Consider the following 17,510-nt stretch of genomic DNA (forward strand, 5'->3'; position numbering starts at 1 on the left):
AAAATAAACGCCAGAATACATTTCGGCTTAGATATCAAAAGGTTGGCAGGTGCTGGCCGATTTCAGGTGTAAAAATTATCGACATATTTGGGGGCATGGATCTTCCTTTATCATGTAAGTTCGGATAGGTATCAAAAATATTTCAGGCGTCGTCTGCAGGAGACACTCTCTCACGAGCCTTTTCGGCGAGCTCTTTCCCTTTGGTCTTTTCAGTAAACCCAAGTTCATAGTGCAAAGCTGTTTTTGCGAGCATATGAGCGGTCACTGGTGCGGTGATAAACAAGAACAGAGTAATCAGCAGCTCATGAACACTAGGAGCACCCTTAGTGAAGCTGATCAGCACCATTGATGCAATCAACAAACACCCCATCCCCAGCGTTGTAGCTTTTGTGGGAGCATGTAAACGGGTATAGAAATCCGGCAACCGGATTAAACCGACAGAACCAATCAACACAAAACCAGCCCCGGTAACCAGAAGAATGGAAACAAACAGCTCGACATAAAAATTCATGATTACCTCACCTCACTCAAGGCTCTTATTGGGCTGCCTATCAAGCCTCATACCAAGCTTCCCGTTTACTCGATGATATCGCCACGCAGCAGATACTTGCATAACGCAGCCGTTCCAACGAATCCCAACATGGCAATCAACAACGCCGCCTCAAACATCAGGGACGACTTGAGGAATATACCAAACAGGATAATCATCGCCATGCTGTTGATGTACATCGTATCAAGCGTCAGGATTCGATCTGGCACATCCGGCCCCAGATACAATCGCCAGAGATTAAGAAGTAATGCGATACACACCATTCCGGTCGCGATCGTGATTGCCCAGGTCAGCATTCGAACATCTCCCTCAGCTTCTTCTCATAACGTTGCTTGATCTGCCTGATCAGCGCCTCTTCATCCTCAAGATTCAGCACATGCACATACAGCCACTTTCGGTCCTCAGACAACTCGGCACTAACCGTTCCCGGTGTCAGCGATATGGTGCTGGCCAGAACAGTCAAAAGAAGATCGTTGGTAATATCCATTGGGACCGCGATCAGGGCTGGCTGCAAATTCTTCAGGGGGCCGACAATTTTAAGGGCCACTTCAATATTGGCAACCACAATGTCATACATCACCATCAGTGCATAGCGAACAGCCAATCCGTAACGGCGGATACCAGGTTGTGGTGTATGCAGCCCGGATACCAGCAACGGTATCGTAAAGGCCAGAAAAGCACCCAACACAATGTGACCGGGAGACACACTGTTATTCAGAATCAGCCATGACACCAGTAACAACACACTGTGCATGGGCATGGGCAATAACCGGGAAGCCAGCGACTTCATGGCTGATAGTCCTCCGGTAGTAGCGAATAAACTGATTGGGAACGATCATGCAACTGATCTGCCGCCGCCTGGGAATAATCAACCACCGGGCCGCCAAACACAACCAACAGCGGAGAAGCCGCCAATAACAGGTATACCGCCGTCAGCTTGATACCCGCAATCGGCTCACCGGGCAACGGATCGCCATGGCAGCGCCAGAACAGACTCGTCCCTGCCCGTGACAGGGCTATCAGAGCAGCCAAACCGCTCAACAATATCAAGGGCCAGACCCACCCGGCCTGGGGCCACTCGACCGTCGACTGCAGGAGCATCAGCTTGCCGACAAAACCGGATAGAGGCGGTAATCCCACAACGGCCATTGCGGCAATGAAAAAGGCAATTCCCACCGCTACCGGCTGCCTCATCCTGCGAGCCATCACAAATCGGTCCTCAGCCTTGCCGCGCTGCTCCCAGATGAGATCAGCCAACAGAAACAGCGCACCGGAGATCAATGTGGTATGCACCATATAGTACATAGCGGCGGCAGTCGCCTCTGGTGACTGCAGAGCCACGGCAATCAACAACGTCCCCACTGAAACGATGACCAGATTGGCAGTCAGCGCTCTCAACCCCGGACTGGCCAACGCCCCTATTGCACCGATCACGATCGTTAGTAACGCCAGAGGCCACAACCAGGGCATAGCAATGTTGGCAAGCTCTCCAGCACCGGCCCCGAAAATTACCGTATGTATCCGAAGTATGCTGTAGACCCCCACTTTGGTCATCACCGCAAACAAAGCTGCCACCGGGGCCACCGCAGCGGAATAGGTTCTCGGCAACCAGAAATGAAGCGGCAGCATTGCAGCTTTAAGCCCGAACACCACCAACAGCAACATGCCACCAGCTTTGGCCAGGGCACGCTCCGCCTCATCAAGCCGCGTCACTTTTACTGCCATGTCAGCAATATTCAGAGTTCCCGTGGTTCCATAAAGCATGCCTAAAGCAAACAGAAATAGCGTGGAACCAATCAGATTCAGGGTTACATAATGCAGACCTGCCCGAGTTTTATGCTTACCACCGCCATGGATAAGCAATCCATAGGAAGCAATTAGCAAAACCTCAAAGAACACAAACAAGTTAAAAATATCACCCGTCAGAAAAGCACCGTTGATTCCCATCAACTGGAACATAAACAGGGGATGAAAAAAACGTCCGCCCAGATCATCTCCGGCACAGGCATACAGCAACGCTCCGAAAGCAAGAACAGCGGTCAGAAGAACCATCAACGTCGCCAGCCTGTCAGCGACCAGAACGATGCCGAACGGAGGCTGCCAGTCGCCAAGAACGTAGACCATTGTACCTGACACCTGGCTTTTCAGGAGCAGAAGAACAGCAACCACGACAATCGCCCCACACAATGCCAGAGCAAACAGCCTCTGCCGCTGAATGGAATTCTGGATCGGCGGCAGCAACAGGAAAACCCCGGCCAGCAACGGCAGGAAAACAGGCAGTATCGGCAGGTGAGAAATCAAGACTTATATCCTCGGTGTCTCTGCATAGCTGATTCTTTGGCAGGGATTCGCCCATCAACATGATCGTTACCCAGATCCGCCCTGCCCCGCATGGCCAGAATCACAACGAACGCCGTCATGGCAAACCCGATCACAATGGCAGTGAGCACAAGTGCTTGAGGCAGCGGATCAGTATATACACCACTTTCGTTGAGAACTGCAGCCGACTCCAGCTTCAGACGCCCACTGGAAAACAGAAACAAATTAACCGCGTAGGACAACAATGTGATACCTATAACGACAGAAAACGTTCTTGCCCGCAATGTCAGAAAGATGCCGCAGGCGGTCAACAGTCCAACACAAAATGCATATACGGCTTCCATTATCTCGCCTCGCTCAAAGTCAGTGTTGCTCTGGAGAAATCCGCTCACTGGTCGTGAGCTGCCCCAGATTTGCCAATATCGACATAGTCGCGCCGATGACCGTCAGGTAAACCCCCAGATCAAACAGAATGGCACTGGCCAGTTCAAAATCCCCAACCCAGGGAAGATGGAAGTGGTCAAACCAGGAGGTCAGGAATGGCCGCTCGAACAACCAGCTACCCGCCCCCGTCAGCGCCGCGACCAATATTCCACCGGCAATCAGCCATTGATAGCTCAGGGATATCCGAGGCTTCACCCAATCCACGCCATTGGCGATGTACTGCTGAATAATCGCCACCGACGTAATGAGTCCGGCAATGAATCCACCCCCGGGCGAGTTATGACCTCGCAGGAATATGTAGGCCGACACCAGAATGGCCAGCGGTAACAGACTTTGGGAAATCACCGACAGTATCAGCGGTCGCTGATCAGTGCTCCAGGTACGTCCCCGCTCATCACTGGAAGGCATATAAAGACGCATTGCCGCAATGAGCTTGAAGATTCCCAAAGCAGCTATCCCGAGCACTGTAATTTCACCTAAGGTGTCAAAGCCGCGGAAATCCACCAGAATCACGTTGACCACATTATCGCCCCCGCCGCCGGTCTTACTGTTCTCCAGGTAATAATCTGAGATGGTATCCGGGGCCCGGGTCATAATGGCGAAATTGATGGTGCCGACCACGCCACCAATCAGCAGCGCAATCGCGATGTCCCGGGTAATTCGTCTGGGACTGGATTCTTTAGGCAGCTTCTGGGGCAGGAAAAACAGCGCCAGCAACAATAGAATGATGGTGACAATTTCCACCGCGAGCTGGGTTAACGCCAAATCCGGCGCAGAGAAATAAGCGAAGGCGATGGCGACAATCAGCCCCACCACGGACAACATGAGCAGTGCCACCAGCCTCTCACGATGCCAGATAACCGTAGCAACCGCCCCCACACACAAAAGCAGAGCACCGGTCAGAACCACACCATTAAGGTCCAGTAGAACCCTGGGGCCTTCTGTTGTTTTCAGGTCCAGCAACGGCCCAGCCATGAATATCAGCGCCATGATCATCATTGTGACGATATAACGCTGCAGCGAACCGTTATCAATCCACTCCATAAACTGTTCACAGCGGTTGACCAGTTTCTGTATCCAGCGTTCAAAAATATATTTTGCATCCTGATCTTCAAACTGAGCCTGAAACTGAAACAGATGACGCCGGTTGTAGTAAACAATCAACCCACCCACCATTGCCAGCGAACTCATGATCAGAGGAAGGTTCAGGCCATGCCAGATCGCCAGACTATACTCCGGCAGACTACCGTTAAGCACAGAAGAAGAAGCGGCGGCCAGAATACCGGAGACGGCAAACGAAGGGAAAATCCCGACCAGCAGACAAAGAAAAACCAGCACTTCCACCGGCAACTTCATATACCGGGGAGGCTCTTTCGGTGTCTTGGGCAGATCTATGGGTTCGCCATTGAAAAACACATCATGAATAAAACGCATGGAGTATGCTACGGAGAATACTCCACCAATAGTCGCCAGAACCGGGATCATCCAGGACAAAGATCCCAGCGTGTCCTGATCCAGTGTTTCAGCGAAAAACATTTCTTTGGATAAGAAACCATTCAGCAACGGAACTCCGGCCATAGAGGCCGCCGCCACCATGGCAAGCAAGGCGGTGTGCGGCATATATTTCCAGAGTCCGTTCAGTTTTCGCATATCCCTGGAACCGGATTCATGATCGATGATTCCGGCTGCCATGAACAATGACGCTTTAAATATCGCATGATTGATAATATGGAAGACAGCAGCAACCGCAGCCAGTTTGGTATTCATCCCGAACAATAACGTAATCAGCCCGAGGTGACTGATGGTCGAAAATGCCAGCAAGCCTTTCAGGTCATGCTTGAACAATGCCATGTAGGCACCGAAGAGGAGTGTCGCCAGGCCGGTCATGCTAACAATCAGAAACCATAACTCCGTACCGGCCAGCACCGGATAAAACCGGGCCATCAGGAATATCCCGGCTTTCACCATGGTAGCAGAGTGCAGATACGCGCTGACCGGCGTGGGGGCCGCCATGGCATGAGGCAGCCAGAACTGGAACGGAAACTGTGCAGATTTGGTAAATGCACCGAGTAGCACCAGTAGCAGAATCACCGGATAGGCCTGATGCTCCCGAATCAGATCGCCACTATTGAGTATGTCGTCCAATTGATAACTTCCGACCAGATGGCCAATCAGCAACAGACCGGCCAGCAATGCCAACCCTCCGGCCCCGGTGACCGTCAATGCCATTCTTGCCCCTTTGCGGGCTTCCGATTTATGAGACCAGAAACTGATCAAAAGAAATGAACTGATACTGGTCAACTCCCAGAACATCCATAGCTGGATCACGTTGTTGGAAAGCACAATCCCCAACATGGCGGTCATAAACAAAATCAGATAAGCGTAAAACCGCCCAATGGAATCCTGGGAAGATAAATAATAGCGGGCATACAGTATGATCAGTAGCCCGATACCGAGAATCAGGCAACAGAACAGGAAGCTCAACCCGTCCATTCGGAAAGAGATGTCCAATCCCAGTGACGATATCCACTGGGCATGATAACGAAGCGTCTCCCCGTTCAGAACATCAGGTGCCGCCAACAATGTCAGCAAGAGGGAGGCTGCAGGCAGAACAGCGACGGAGAACGCACAGAGATTTCGACCAAAACGGGAAGTCAGCAAAGGGACCAAGGTTCCCAGTAAGGGGAACAGTGGAATCCATATAAGACTCATCAGAGACGACGCTCCTGTATACGACTTTTCATTCTAAGAATTAACCTGCCCATGTCATTTGATTTTCAACTGCCAACAGATGCAGTCGAGTTCCCTTTTTATCTTCTTGGTTTAGCGGGAATTTCGGCAAGAGAGAAACTTACAGAAATATCCTGCCAGTTCAAGTTTTTTAACCAACATTAATTTTCTTTTAATATCCCTTAAAGGCTTGATATTCCTGGCACTCAGAGTATATCCGCACCAGACAGAACCCCGCTCCTGACACAATTTCTTCCATCTGTTTTTGCCTGATAAAGGGCATCATCGGCCTGCTTCAACAATTCTTCTTCCCTGCCGGGATCATCAGGTATGCAACTGGCCACACCAAAACTGGCAGTAATCTTTGTCTGAGTGTGATCCAGCCTCATATCAGCCCCCATCACCTTCTTCCGCAATCCTTCAGCAATCGCTACAGCAGCATCCAGTGGCGTGTTCACCAGCAACACCACAAACTCCTCACCTCCATAACGGGCCAGGATATCGCCGGTACGGGAAATATTCTTCTTCAACACATCTGCAAAATTTTTAAGACAGATATCACCTGCCAGATGACCAAAATTATCATTAATACTTTTAAAGTAGTCGATATCACAGATAACCAGAGAAATGGGAATCTGCTGCCGATGAGCTCGGGAGTACTCTCGGGAGAACTGTTCCGAGAAATAGGCCCGGTTGTGTATCCCGGTAAGGGAATCCGTAATGGAAAGAGAATGCAGCTTCAGGTTCGCATCCTCTAACTGCTCCAATGTCGTCCTGAGCTCCAGGGTGCGCTCTGTGACTTTCTGCTCCAGATTTCGGTTTGCCTCTTCCTGGGCAGATATCAGCTTTTCCTGTGATCGTAACAGCATTTTTTCCTGTATGAGCACTTCTGCCTGCGCATTGATACGCAGTAGTTTTTCCCGATTAATCCGGTCTGCCAGAGCAAATGACAGCAGTGAGACCTGCATCAGAGCAGCCATCTGTGCCGCATTTTCTGTCCAGAAGTTCAGTGGAAGCAAACCAAATTTACCCAGCACCAGGATAGATATCCCTAAAATAATCGCGGTTGATGCCAGACAGAAATACCGGGCATGCACGCCCCCTTTCAACCACACCCAATAACCGGAGAACATGGCAACTGCACACACCGGCAACACCAAACCCGTTGTTACCCGAATAGTCAGCGAATAAGGAGCGAAAAATGTCGCAATGGTCACCACGACACTAACCGCCACTAAAACCGACAGCAAATAGTGCCCCGCAGGAAACAACTGTCGCAAACGCAGAAAGTGGTGACTGAAAAGAGCAAAGAATATTTCCGAAAAGCCAACAAATGTGGCGATCGCATAGCTATTGAACTTAATGGAGTTCTGCCACAGATAAGCATACCCATAACCTTTGAGGCCAACCTGAAAAAGCAGGAAACTCACAACAAATCCCACATAATAGAGATAACTGTTGTCCCGAACAGAAAAATACAGAAACAGGTTGTAGAGCACCATTATGCCCATCACACCGGCAAATACACCCTGCAACAGACGCGCATCCCAGGTCCGCTCATAAAAACTTTGTGGACTCCAAATGGTTAACGGAGCTTCTACGGTACCGGCAGACTGCACTCTGAGCAGTATCGCATTTCGCCCCGGCACAAGAGTGACCGGCATGACAAAGTTCTGATGTCTGACGGGTCGCTCGGCAAACGGCCGCAGATCTCCCAATTCGTATGCGCGCTCCTGAGCTTCATCAACAAAATGATACAGACGGACGTCATCGAGAAACGGGATAGGAAGTTCAATCAACTGATTTGTCGCCGTTGAACCAGAATGATAGATATCAAACCGGAACCAGTGTGCTTGATCTGTAAAGCCGAAATTGGGCGATTCTTTATCTATCTCACGCCAACCGGATGACTGACCCAGAATATCTTCCAGGGAGAGCTCATTATTCTCGTCGACCCGCAGCAGCATCCTCGGCCCGACATTCTGGCCGACGGTAGAGGACTCTTCTATTTTTAAACGAATCTCAGGTACGGAGTGCCCTCCAATGACGGCCCCCAGAACAGGCTGACCGGCAGCATATACTCCCTGCCCTGATAATATCAGGATAAGCACTGTTGTCGTGGCAAGTCGTACAAGGAACATGAGTATCCCTGCGCCAATATCCCCTGTTACAGGCAGCGGGATCTGGCGCGCTTTGATATCGTTATCATTGGAGTATAGACAGATTCCCACGCCAGCCCCAATACTCTTTTGGTAAGGAAATTGCCAATTTGTGAAATTGTGTCATGCTTGAATAATCAGAGCTGTACAACTTATCTCATCATTTTGCTCCACAGGATCAGGAGGAGAAATGAATACAAAATCCAATAAGTCCAGTTCAAAAAAAAACGCCAAACCTTCGCGGACAAGTCAAGCCAAAACCTCAGAGTCCGACATCAGTCCGGACACACCGGAAAACCCACCCGACGCTCTGGAACCTCCGGAAGAAGTTCAGGCCTTCAGTGAGCTGGAGGCCATTCGCAAGCTGCTCTACGGAGAACAGGTCCGACAGATCAATCTGGATATGGAAAGCCTGGCAGACAGGATTGATGAAAGAATTCAACAACTGTCTGACAAAATGGAACGCACCTTTGAAGAAATGGACAACCATTTCAGTGCCAGACTCAGCGAATTGAGCCAACACCTCGAATCACTAAATAGGCAAAGGTGCCAGAGGGAAGACGATCTTTCCGCCGACATTGACGACCTGCGGAACAAGCTGGATGAAGCCCACAAGGAATCCGAACAGGCTGACCGGGCACTGCATAATGAGCTGCAAACAGAAGCCGAGCGCCTGACCAGAGAAATGGTGCACCAGCATAATCAGGCCATGGCTGAACTGAAGAAATCCTCGCAGGAACTCTCAAGCAACAAAGCAGATCGTAAGACTTTGGCGAATCTTCTGGCCAGTATGGCGAATAACCTGACGGCTGACGAAATGGGTTAATAGTGTCCACTTGCACTCCCCCTACATCCTCCGACAAGCCAAACAGCTCAAAGGAAGAGCTTCACCGTCTGCGGCAGTTGGTTCTGGGACCTGATTACGAACAGGCCCTGAGCACAATGCTGTCTCAAAGCGATACGGAACGTATCGCCACAACCATTTCAGAAGCGATCATTCAGCGCAACCTTTCAGACAAGAGCGTGGCCCAGGCTTTGGCACCAATCATTGACGATGCCATTGATAATGCCATCCGGCATCGCCCTCAGAGAATTACCCGAGTTATCTACCCGATTATTGGCCCCTCGATACGAAAGTCTGTTGCCAGAGCCTTGGCAGACATGGTGCAGAACCTTAATCAGATTCTGGAAAGCAGTCTGAGCATCAGATCATGGGGATGGCGTTATCAGGCGTGGCGGGCAGGCATGAAATACGGCGAATACGTCCTGCTGAAAACTCTCGATTTTCGCGTGGAACAGGTGCTGCTGATTCATCGGGAAACCGGTATTCTCCTGCATGCGGAGAATGCGGCCGGATTTCAGGTCGAGGATCCCGAACTGGTCTCCTCCATGCTGACGGCTGTCAGTGATTTCATCTCTGATTCTTTCAGCCGCCATCCAGACAGCTCTCTGGACAATATTCGGGTTGGTGATTTTATCCTGGAAATTGAAACCGGCCCTTCAGCCATTCTCGTAGCGGCTATAAGAGGAACTCCGAGCAAGCAAGTCAGCCAAACCCTGAAAACAACTCTGGAACGTCTTCACCTGGTATTTTCCAGAGAGTTTGACCGATTCGACGGCGACCGCACCATTTTTGCCTCCGCCGCTGACCTGATGCGCCCTTGCCTGCTGATAAAACACAAAGAACACACCAGACCCGGCATCCCCTGGCGGGCGTTGACCATGCTTGCATTTTTCATTGGATACGGTTTCTGGGCAGGATATCTGAAGGTTCAGAATGAAATCATGTACCTACATATCCTGGATGCACTACAGACCTCCCCGGGTTATGTGGTCGTCGGCGAAAGCAGGAACATGCCCCGGCTCAATATTGAAGTATTGCGGGCGCCCACTTCGGAACCATCGAGAGAAATATTGAATCGACTCGACACTGGCAATTGGGATGTCGCGGTAACAGAGCATATTGCCCCTCTGGATATGCAGGAATATCTACTACCCATGATTCCCAGCATGTTTCATCTTGGCCGGGATACCAATTTCACCCGTGACGGACAGGCGCTAGTGGTTACAGGCTCACTGAAAGAAACTCAGCGCAACAACCTGGAACAGAACCCTCTTTTGAAATCGGTTTATTCCCATATCGATTTTTCCTCAGTTGAGGTTTACGCGGACCAGACACCGGAAGAGCAGCAGAAAAACGAGTGGCGACAACTCAAGGCAACCATTGAAAATATACGCTTCCAGTTCCAACCTAATACCGCCGAACTGGTCTCCGGAGAGGAGCAAAAGATACCAGCATTGGTCGCCAATATTGAAAGCATTCGCTCTCTGGCCGAAAAAATTCCGGTTTATCACTGGCAACTGTACATCGTAGGACATGCCAATAGCGCCGGAACGGATACTGCCAACTTGAGAATCAGTGAAGAACGGGCCAAACTGATCAATGAGTTATTGATAACCAACCATCTGGACGCCGAACTGCTATTGGCCTGGGGGGCTGGCAATCTGCCGAACAGCCGGCTGCCAGAGCATCAACAGCGTATGGTTTCCCTGCAACTGATCCACTCACCTTTCATACCGGGAACGGAGTACCCATGATCGCCAAGAAAATCTGCTTATTGGGCTCCTTCGCGGTTGGCAAAACCAGCCTGATCCGCCGCTATGTGGAAAGTATTTTCAGTGAGAAATACCACACAACAATTGGCGTCAAGATCGACAAAAAGATCGTCCACTGCCAAGGGCAGGATGTGCAACTGATGATCTGGGATATTGAAGGCAAGGATGAATTCAGCGTCTATCGGCAGAGTTACCTGCGCGGTGCTGCAGGCTACTTTCTGGTTGTGGACGGAACCCGCCCGGAAAGCGTTGAGGTGGCAAAAGAATGGCACACACTGGTTAATGAGCAGAGCCTGTCGCTTCCTTTCGTTCTGCTGGTAAACAAATCAGACCTGTTCTATGAACAAAGACTCAAGGAGGAAAACCTTGCCGAACTCACCACCATGGGCTGGGAGATCATCCTTACCAGCGCCAAAACAGGTGACAATGTGGACAAAGCGTTTGAACGCTTGACAACACGGCTGCTTGAAAAGAGTTAATCCCAGCATGAAGCTGGAGTATGATGGAAAGCAGGCAATCGGACGCCCAACAAGTGTACGCTCCGTGATGAAGCCCTATATTCAAGAAAGTGGCGAAAAATATTTCCTTACGGTGGCGACAACAGATGGATAGCCAGGGATAAATCTTGAACATTCGTTCCCCAGGGATATTGGCCTTGATAGGATAAGGCCTGTTGGAATCCGAGGCGAGGACGCTAGGAGGCATCTCCGATGGATAGCCAGAATTTGTTGGAATCGTTACTGAGTGAACTGGATATTGCACTGTTTCAATGTGAATCTCCAGACGATGAATTACCGAACTTTCAACTCCTGAACGAACCACCTTCGTGGACTTCCGTGTTTCAGGATATTGCCCGCAATCAACCTCTCGCCCTGACCGAAGTTTTCCCCTATCTGGAGGCCTTTCTTCCCGAAGCACGTGAGTCGTGGACATCTACGAATAACAGCCGGGCCAACTCCGGGGTATGGACAGAAGTCGACGACGAAGGCAACAACCAACAGCTGGAAGCCCTTGCATTGCGCATTTCCGGCGCTCCTATTCTGGTACTGTTGAATCTCACCCGCAATTTCGACGAACGTCACCACCTTTATCAACGCGCTCGCGAAATAGCTCTGGCCAACGAAAAACTCATTGTTCAGCTAAATCATCGTCAACGGGAATTGCAGAATAGCCTGGAAAAACGCCTGCAGGATAATCAGGCATTGCGGGATATCGAAAACAGTGTGCGCAATAATGCCTCCGCTGTACTTATCTGCAAACCTGACGGTGGTGTGGAAATCATGAATCAGGCTTTGATCGACATCTATCGGGTAAAGGCCCCAGAGGATACCAACGAATCTCTCCTTGATAAGTGGCTGAAAGAGGCTGAGAAAATCTATCCGGAGATTCACCGCATTGTAGCTTCAGGATCGTACTGGGAAGGTGAGTTTGAAAGCCATAACGAGTCTGGAGAATCGAGATGGATCAGACTGGCCATTGGCCCAGTATTGGATACCTCCCATAAACTGACCCATTATGTCTGCATCGCCAATGACATCAGCATGCTGAAGAAAAGCAGTGCCGAAATTGAAAAGCTGGCTGACTACGACTTCACCACACACCTTCCCAATCGTCGTCATTTCTGGAAACAACTGACCCGCTGCCTGGACAAGGGGGCTCAAAAGAGTACCAGTCTGGCGCTGATCTATGTCGATCTCGATCATTTCAAACGAGTCAATGACAGCCTTGGACACCACGCCGGTGACTTTCTGCTAAGCACCATCGGTACACGTCTGGCAAGATGCATTAAACGGGGAGACTTTATTGCGCATTTGGGTGGTGATGAGTTCGCTATTATTTTGGAGTTACCCTACCCCAACATCAATATTGAGAACATTGCACAGCGGGTTCAATCCGCCGTCAGCAAGAGCATTACAATTGAAAACTCAACACTGAAGATGACCGCCAGTATCGGCATTGCGCTATATCCCCGCGATGGTCGCGACGCCACCTCGCTCATGCGACATGCCGACCTTGCCATGTTTCATGCCAAGAAAATGGGCAGAGGAAAGTACCAGACCTTCACACCCAATATGAATTATGAATTCCTACAAATGCTGCAACTGGAAATCGATTTGCAGAAGGCAATAGAACAACAACAGTTCAATCTCGTTTATCAACCCCAGGTGTGTTCGGGACAGGATCACCACCTACGCCTGGAGGCATTGATCAGATGGCAACACCCAGAAAAAGGCAGCATCTCCCCAGGGCGCTTTATTCCAATCGCAGAAGAAAACGGCATGATTCTGGATATCGGTTTATGGGTGTTGGAGCATGCATGTAAGCAAGCGATAAATCTTCTCAACGAAGGCTTCAATGTCATCATGGCCGTTAACGTCTCCGCCAAACAAGTGCGCCAGGAGAATTTCAAAGACCTCGTCAAGACAGTACTCACCAAAACCAGCCTGCCTCCGCAACACCTCGAACTGGAAATCACCGAGACCACGGTCATGGAAGAAATGGACGTCGTGGTGGCCTTACTGAAAGATCTGCGCAAACTGGGCGTCTCCATTTCACTGGACGATTTTGGATCCGGATTTTCCTCACTGACTTATCTTAAAAACCTGCCAGTAGACTATCTGAAACTGGACCGCGCTTTTATCCACGAACTTCCCGCCAATGAAGAAAGTAAAGCAATTACCACGTCAGTCATAAACCTGGCCCATGAATTAAAAATCAAAGTGATAGCTGAAGGTGTAGAAAACCAGGATCAGGTAAACTTTCTTACTGAGAAAAAATGCGATTATATGCAGGGTTTTTTATTTTATTACCCAATGGAAATTGAAAAGATACGGGATATATTTACAGCCATCAGAGGCGCTGCCAATCACTGACTTTCAACCAAATGCATTAGTCTGATACGTATAACCTTAACGGAAACTCTTCGTATTTTTCACATTACCTGAATAATTCACCAGATTATTAATCCTTACGGCCGATTAAGTATATTATTAGGTTGAATATTCAATTAAAAATCGCAATAGTGTGCTCTTTGATCAGCGGTTGGACTAAACTGCAACTTGAGATCAACTGCAATGCAATTTCCCAGCAACCATTTGGAGTTTTGTAATGGCCAAAAAAGAAAAAGGCGTATTAAAAAAGAATGTCAAAAAACTGAGCGACACACTCAGTAAAGAACTGCTGAAAGCCACCGATCAGGTACAGTCGGTTGTATCCGATTTCTACAAACAGGCTGAAGACATTCAAAAGCAAATTAGAGAGCCAGTTGTAAAGCTCGTTAAAGACCTGGAAGATCTGCGCGAAAAAGAACTCAAGCGGGTACAGGACGAATACCAAAAGGTCGTCAAGGAAATCAATACTCTTCAGGAACAATTCCTGGATAAATTGGGCATTGCTCCCCCCAAAAACACTTCTGCCGGCACAGCCAAGAAAACCACTCGCAAATCGACCACAACTCGTGGCAGCACCACAACGGCTAAGAAGACCGGGACCACCACCAGAAAAACGGCAACAACCGCCAAGAAAACATCAACTGCTGCCAAGAAAACCGGCACAACTGCAAAGACCGCAGGCACCACCGCAAAGAAAACTGGCGCTGCTGCGGCAAAGAAAACCAGTACTACTACGAAGAAAACAGGAACTGGCACTACTGCGAAAAAAACAGGGACCAGCACTGCCGCTAAGAAAACCGGCACCACGGCCAAGAAAGCAGGTACAACGACCAGAAAAACGACAGGTGCGACCAAATCTGCCGCTTCAAAGACAACAGCAAGCAAGCCGGCAACGACCCGCAAAGCTCCTGCGAAGAAAACGACAGCAGCATCCAAGGCCAAAACCACTTCAGGCTCAGCCGCAAAAGCAGCCGGCCCCAAAACCGCAGCCACCAAGGCAGCAACTACCCGTAAGCCTGCAGCAAAAACTACTACGGCCAAGAAACCTGCTACTGCCAGCAAATCCACAGCTACCACAACAACTGCAAAGACTGCTACCGCAGCAAAAAAACCAGCCCCCCGTCGCCGTACCGCAGCGAAAAAGACAGACACTCCAAGTACTGCGACACCTGCAGCGACTACTACTGAGACCTCTTCTGCCACCAGCAGCAGTGAGTCCACTTCGTCCTGAACAGGGTGAAGGCAACAAAAAAGCCTGGTTAAAACCAGGCTTTTTTGTTTGTGTAGACTTTTGACAGAATCAACCCAATATCAGCTAACCCTGATTTAGACAAGAACCAAAAGATCGACTATCGGTATCTTGCCTGACTGGACATTTGGCTGTTGTGCAGAACTTTGATTAAGTCCGCTTCTGCCCGGGACAACCCACAGGTTGTCATGACATCATCAACATCAGCACCGAGAGAGAGCAGCCTTACGGCTTCGTTGTAAGAGACCTGTTGGACGTCATTCGACTCAAGTTCCTTTTGCTTTCTTTCCGCAGCTTTCATGCGCTTATCCAGAGCGACCACTTTGCGACCGACACCTTTGCCGCTGTCAGACACCATCAACAATTGCTCATCAAAAGTTTCCAATCTCTTTTCCAGATCCTGGATATAATGACGTTGCTGACGGATATACAACATTAAAGCTCCACCGACAGTAAAATTGGCGGCAAGCCCGACAAGTGTGACCCAGCCTGGGATGGACTCAAACATATCCCCAACCTCTTATTAACTGACTTAAATCAGATCGATGCCAGTTCCGACCATTCTTCTTCCGACATCATTTTCTCAAATTCAACCAAAATGATGAGTTCACCATTTTTATTGCAAACACCTTGAATGAATTTGGCACTTTCCTCGTTGCCGACATTCGGTGCTGTTTCCATTTCTGATTGCCTCAGATAAACCACTTCAGCAACGGAATCCACAAGAATCCCGACGACCTGGTTATCCACTTCAATCACCACAATGCGGGTTTGATCCGTGACTTCCGACTCAGACAGCCCGAAACGTTTACGGGTGTCAATGACGGTTACAACATTGCCACGCAGATTGATAATTCCCAGCACGTAGTCCGGAGCCCCTGGAACCGGAGCAATCTCGGTGTACCGAAGTACTTCCTGAATCTGCATTACATTAATGCCGTAGGTTTCATGATCCAGCTGGAATGTCACGTACTGCAGAATAGGATCGTCAGAGCTTTGGCCTTGTCCGGTTTGGGATGCCATATCTATCAACCTCTTTTTAGCAAACCTGTGCGCTCGATATCGTGTCTCCAATACCCAAGGAAACCGCCTATCCGGGCAATCTCTTCTGGCATCAGACAATTAGCGTCAATTATTTAACACTTCTAATTATCTAATATAGAACAACGCAGGATCTATGCCAGCCTAATTGAAGTGAAATTAACAACAGCGGGAAAGGAAGATGTCTTGGTGAATCCCTTCCAGATGAGCTCAAAGTCCCTTATCCTGATGCTCAATTTTCTGATGAAGAATGAGCATCGCCAAGTAGCTTCTCAAATCCTGCGACATCAATCAAGGCACACATGTGGGTAACAACAGTTCCAGCCAGCCAAGGACGCCTGGAGCGCTCAGTACGCCACTTCACCTGCTCAGGGTCAAGAGTAAAGGCTTCAGCAACGGTATCACAGCCAATCCCCCACTCGGAATCCTGCAGTCTGACAATATATTTCAACTGCTCAAGCCACTTCTCCGAATACCGTTCAGGCATCACCCAAAGCGCTGTGTCAACCACGTTCAGATTCAGGTCTCCGTGAGGAAACAGACCCAGAAACCACTTGGGCATTCCAAATAGCGGAGTCAGTTCGCGATCCAGCGCATACACACCACCCAAAGACACCAAAGGAACGGCCAACTTCAACCCGGCCACATGAAACAGGAGACACTCAAACCTTTCCTGGGCCCAGGATGGCCTTTCATTCGGCCAGGCTCCGTCAGGCGTTCCATTATCCAGCGAAGCGTCCTCTGCAACCTCCTGCTCCTGCACCACCACTTCTTCAACAACCTTTTGACGCTCGATGTCGACTTTGGCCTGCGGTACGTCAATTTTATGACGGGACGCAATATCAGGGGACTCTTGTTTCGCTTCCTCAACTTGTTTCGGTTCAGCTTTGACCTCTGTTTTAGCTTTCGCTATGCCTTCCTTCAGAGAATCTTGCGTTTTGACAGCCTGCCTGGCCACTGTTTCTGTAGCCGTTTTCAGCGCAGCGCTTTTCGTGGAAACCGGTGCAGGCTTCGCCTCTTCAACTGCTGACTGAATCTTGAATTTCGGTTTAAAGCTGAGCTTAGGAGGTTCCAGCTCCTGCAACGGTCGCCTCTTCTCAACCCGAGCATCCTCTCGGTGAGCCAACCAATCCTCCCTGGCTCTTTTTAAAATCGAATCAGCATGGTCAGCAGGCTCCTCACTTTTTCGGCGTCCCGTCATGGCGGATCCAAAAGAAGGCTTCCGATCAGACAAAGAGAACTCTGGTTTGGCTGCCGGCTTGCTTAAGGGCTTTGCTGCTGATCCAGGACCTGCCCCGGATTCAGGGGACGATTTTGGCTCAGGAACGAACTCAGGCGCTTTTGCCTCAGCTTTGACCTTCTCTCGGGGAGGTGCACCCTGCTCACGCGCCTCTTCATCAACCTGCAGAGGGACTGGTCGCAGTAAATCCGACAGGTAATCCATGATTGCCTGATCGGATTCATTAGGGTCTGCAAAACGTTTATCAGACATGAAATCTCGCCATCCGGAC

At 49.7% G+C, this 17,510-nt stretch carries 15 protein-coding genes; 5 read left to right on the forward strand and 10 right to left on the reverse strand.

Features of this window, described 5'->3' with window-relative positions; translation table 11 throughout:
• Positions 1-142: 142 nt before the first annotated feature.
• The 7 genes from F566_RS0128350 to F566_RS0128380 all read right to left on the reverse strand — a co-directional run bounded on the left by F566_RS0128350 (position 143) and on the right by F566_RS0128380 (position 8,274).
• A complete protein-coding gene (locus F566_RS0128350; RefSeq protein ID WP_020410433.1) occupies positions 143-511 on the reverse strand; it encodes a Na+/H+ antiporter subunit G in 369 nt (122 codons plus the stop codon).
• 65 nt (positions 512-576) lie between these two features.
• The gene (locus F566_RS0128355; RefSeq protein ID WP_020410434.1) at positions 577-846 is read right to left on the reverse strand and encodes a K+/H+ antiporter subunit F; all 270 of its coding nucleotides are present in this window, start codon (positions 844-846) and stop codon (positions 577-579) included.
• The gene (locus tag F566_RS0128360; RefSeq protein WP_020410435.1) at positions 840-1,340 is read right to left on the reverse strand and encodes a Na+/H+ antiporter subunit E; all 501 of its coding nucleotides are present in this window, start codon (positions 1,338-1,340) and stop codon (positions 840-842) included. Before F566_RS0128360 ends, F566_RS0128355 begins: the two co-directional genes overlap by 7 nt.
• Complete coding sequence (locus F566_RS0128365) at positions 1,337-2,848, reverse strand: monovalent cation/H+ antiporter subunit D (protein ID WP_033417022.1); 1,512 nt, start codon at positions 2,846-2,848, stop codon at positions 1,337-1,339. Before F566_RS0128365 ends, F566_RS0128360 begins: the two co-directional genes overlap by 4 nt.
• Positions 2,848-3,213, reverse strand: coding sequence for a Na+/H+ antiporter subunit C (locus F566_RS0128370; RefSeq protein ID WP_020410437.1), 366 nt, complete (start codon positions 3,211-3,213; stop codon positions 2,848-2,850). Before F566_RS0128370 ends, F566_RS0128365 begins: the two co-directional genes overlap by 1 nt.
• A 19-nt stretch (positions 3,214-3,232) precedes the next feature.
• Positions 3,233-6,025, reverse strand: coding sequence for a monovalent cation/H+ antiporter subunit A (locus F566_RS0128375; RefSeq protein ID WP_020410438.1), 2,793 nt, complete (start codon positions 6,023-6,025; stop codon positions 3,233-3,235).
• A 224-nt stretch (positions 6,026-6,249) separates the two neighbouring features.
• Positions 6,250-8,274, reverse strand: a complete 2,025-nt coding sequence (locus F566_RS0128380) for a sensor domain-containing diguanylate cyclase (RefSeq protein ID WP_020410439.1) — start codon at positions 8,272-8,274, stop codon at positions 6,250-6,252.
• A 118-nt stretch (positions 8,275-8,392) separates the two neighbouring features.
• Here F566_RS0128380 and F566_RS0128385 point away from each other — a divergent pair, with 118 nt between their 5' ends.
• From F566_RS0128385 to F566_RS35895, 5 genes are all read left to right on the forward strand, one after another.
• A complete protein-coding gene (locus tag F566_RS0128385; RefSeq protein WP_020410440.1) occupies positions 8,393-9,028 on the forward strand; it encodes a hypothetical protein in 636 nt (211 codons plus the stop codon).
• Positions 9,029-9,030: 2 nt separating this feature from the next.
• Positions 9,031-10,800 carry an OmpA family protein gene (locus F566_RS0128390; RefSeq protein WP_020410441.1) on the forward strand — a complete coding sequence of 590 codons (1,770 nt, stop codon included), beginning with the start codon at positions 9,031-9,033 and terminating at the stop codon, positions 10,798-10,800.
• Positions 10,797-11,297 carry a Rab family GTPase gene (locus F566_RS0128395; RefSeq protein ID WP_020410442.1) on the forward strand — a complete coding sequence of 167 codons (501 nt, stop codon included), beginning with the start codon at positions 10,797-10,799 and terminating at the stop codon, positions 11,295-11,297. Before F566_RS0128390 ends, F566_RS0128395 begins: the two co-directional genes overlap by 4 nt.
• Before the next feature lie 231 nt (positions 11,298-11,528).
• Positions 11,529-13,691, forward strand: a complete 2,163-nt coding sequence (locus F566_RS34395) for a putative bifunctional diguanylate cyclase/phosphodiesterase (protein ID WP_020410443.1) — start codon at positions 11,529-11,531, stop codon at positions 13,689-13,691.
• Between the two features lie 235 nt (positions 13,692-13,926).
• Positions 13,927-14,940 carry a hypothetical protein gene (locus tag F566_RS35895; RefSeq protein WP_020410444.1) on the forward strand — a complete coding sequence of 338 codons (1,014 nt, stop codon included), beginning with the start codon at positions 13,927-13,929 and terminating at the stop codon, positions 14,938-14,940.
• A 118-nt stretch (positions 14,941-15,058) separates the two neighbouring features.
• On the opposite strand, the gene F566_RS0128415 is transcribed toward F566_RS35895, so the two are convergent.
• The 3 genes from F566_RS0128415 to F566_RS35900 all read right to left on the reverse strand — a co-directional run bounded on the left by F566_RS0128415 (position 15,059) and on the right by F566_RS35900 (position 17,491).
• Positions 15,059-15,466, reverse strand: coding sequence for a DUF2802 domain-containing protein (locus F566_RS0128415; RefSeq protein WP_020410445.1), 408 nt, complete (start codon positions 15,464-15,466; stop codon positions 15,059-15,061).
• A gap of 29 nt (positions 15,467-15,495) precedes the next feature.
• Positions 15,496-15,981, reverse strand: a complete 486-nt coding sequence (locus tag F566_RS0128420; RefSeq protein WP_020410446.1) for a chemotaxis protein CheW — start codon at positions 15,979-15,981, stop codon at positions 15,496-15,498.
• 250 nt (positions 15,982-16,231) lie between these two features.
• A complete protein-coding gene (locus tag F566_RS35900; protein ID WP_020410447.1) occupies positions 16,232-17,491 on the reverse strand; it encodes a chemotaxis protein CheW in 1,260 nt (419 codons plus the stop codon).
• Between the last annotated feature and the right edge of the window lie 19 nt (positions 17,492-17,510).

This window comes from Hahella ganghwensis DSM 17046 (assembly GCF_000376785.1).
GTDB lineage: Bacteria > Pseudomonadota > Gammaproteobacteria > Pseudomonadales > Oleiphilaceae > Hahella > Hahella ganghwensis.

Coding starts and splice junctions, on each gene's coding strand:
- F566_RS0128355 (WP_020410434.1), bottom strand. CDS start 846: ATGCTGACCTGGGCAATCACGATCGCGACCGGAATGGTGTGTATCGCA.
- F566_RS0128420 (WP_020410446.1), bottom strand. CDS start 15,981: ATGGCATCCCAAACCGGACAAGGCCAAAGCTCTGACGATCCTATTCTG.
- F566_RS35900 (WP_020410447.1), bottom strand. CDS start 17,491: ATGTCTGATAAACGTTTTGCAGACCCTAATGAATCCGATCAGGCAATC.
- F566_RS0128350 (WP_020410433.1), bottom strand. CDS start 511: ATGAATTTTTATGTCGAGCTGTTTGTTTCCATTCTTCTGGTTACCGGG.
- F566_RS0128375 (WP_020410438.1), bottom strand. CDS start 6,025: ATGAGTCTTATATGGATTCCACTGTTCCCCTTACTGGGAACCTTGGTC.
- F566_RS0128395 (WP_020410442.1), top strand. CDS start 10,797: ATGATCGCCAAGAAAATCTGCTTATTGGGCTCCTTCGCGGTTGGCAAA.
- F566_RS0128360 (WP_020410435.1), bottom strand. CDS start 1,340: ATGAAGTCGCTGGCTTCCCGGTTATTGCCCATGCCCATGCACAGTGTG.
- F566_RS34395 (WP_020410443.1), top strand. CDS start 11,529: ATGGATAGCCAGAATTTGTTGGAATCGTTACTGAGTGAACTGGATATT.
- F566_RS0128385 (WP_020410440.1), top strand. CDS start 8,393: ATGAATACAAAATCCAATAAGTCCAGTTCAAAAAAAAACGCCAAACCT.
- F566_RS0128415 (WP_020410445.1), bottom strand. CDS start 15,466: ATGTTTGAGTCCATCCCAGGCTGGGTCACACTTGTCGGGCTTGCCGCC.
- F566_RS0128370 (WP_020410437.1), bottom strand. CDS start 3,213: ATGGAAGCCGTATATGCATTTTGTGTTGGACTGTTGACCGCCTGCGGC.
- F566_RS35895 (WP_020410444.1), top strand. CDS start 13,927: ATGGCCAAAAAAGAAAAAGGCGTATTAAAAAAGAATGTCAAAAAACTG.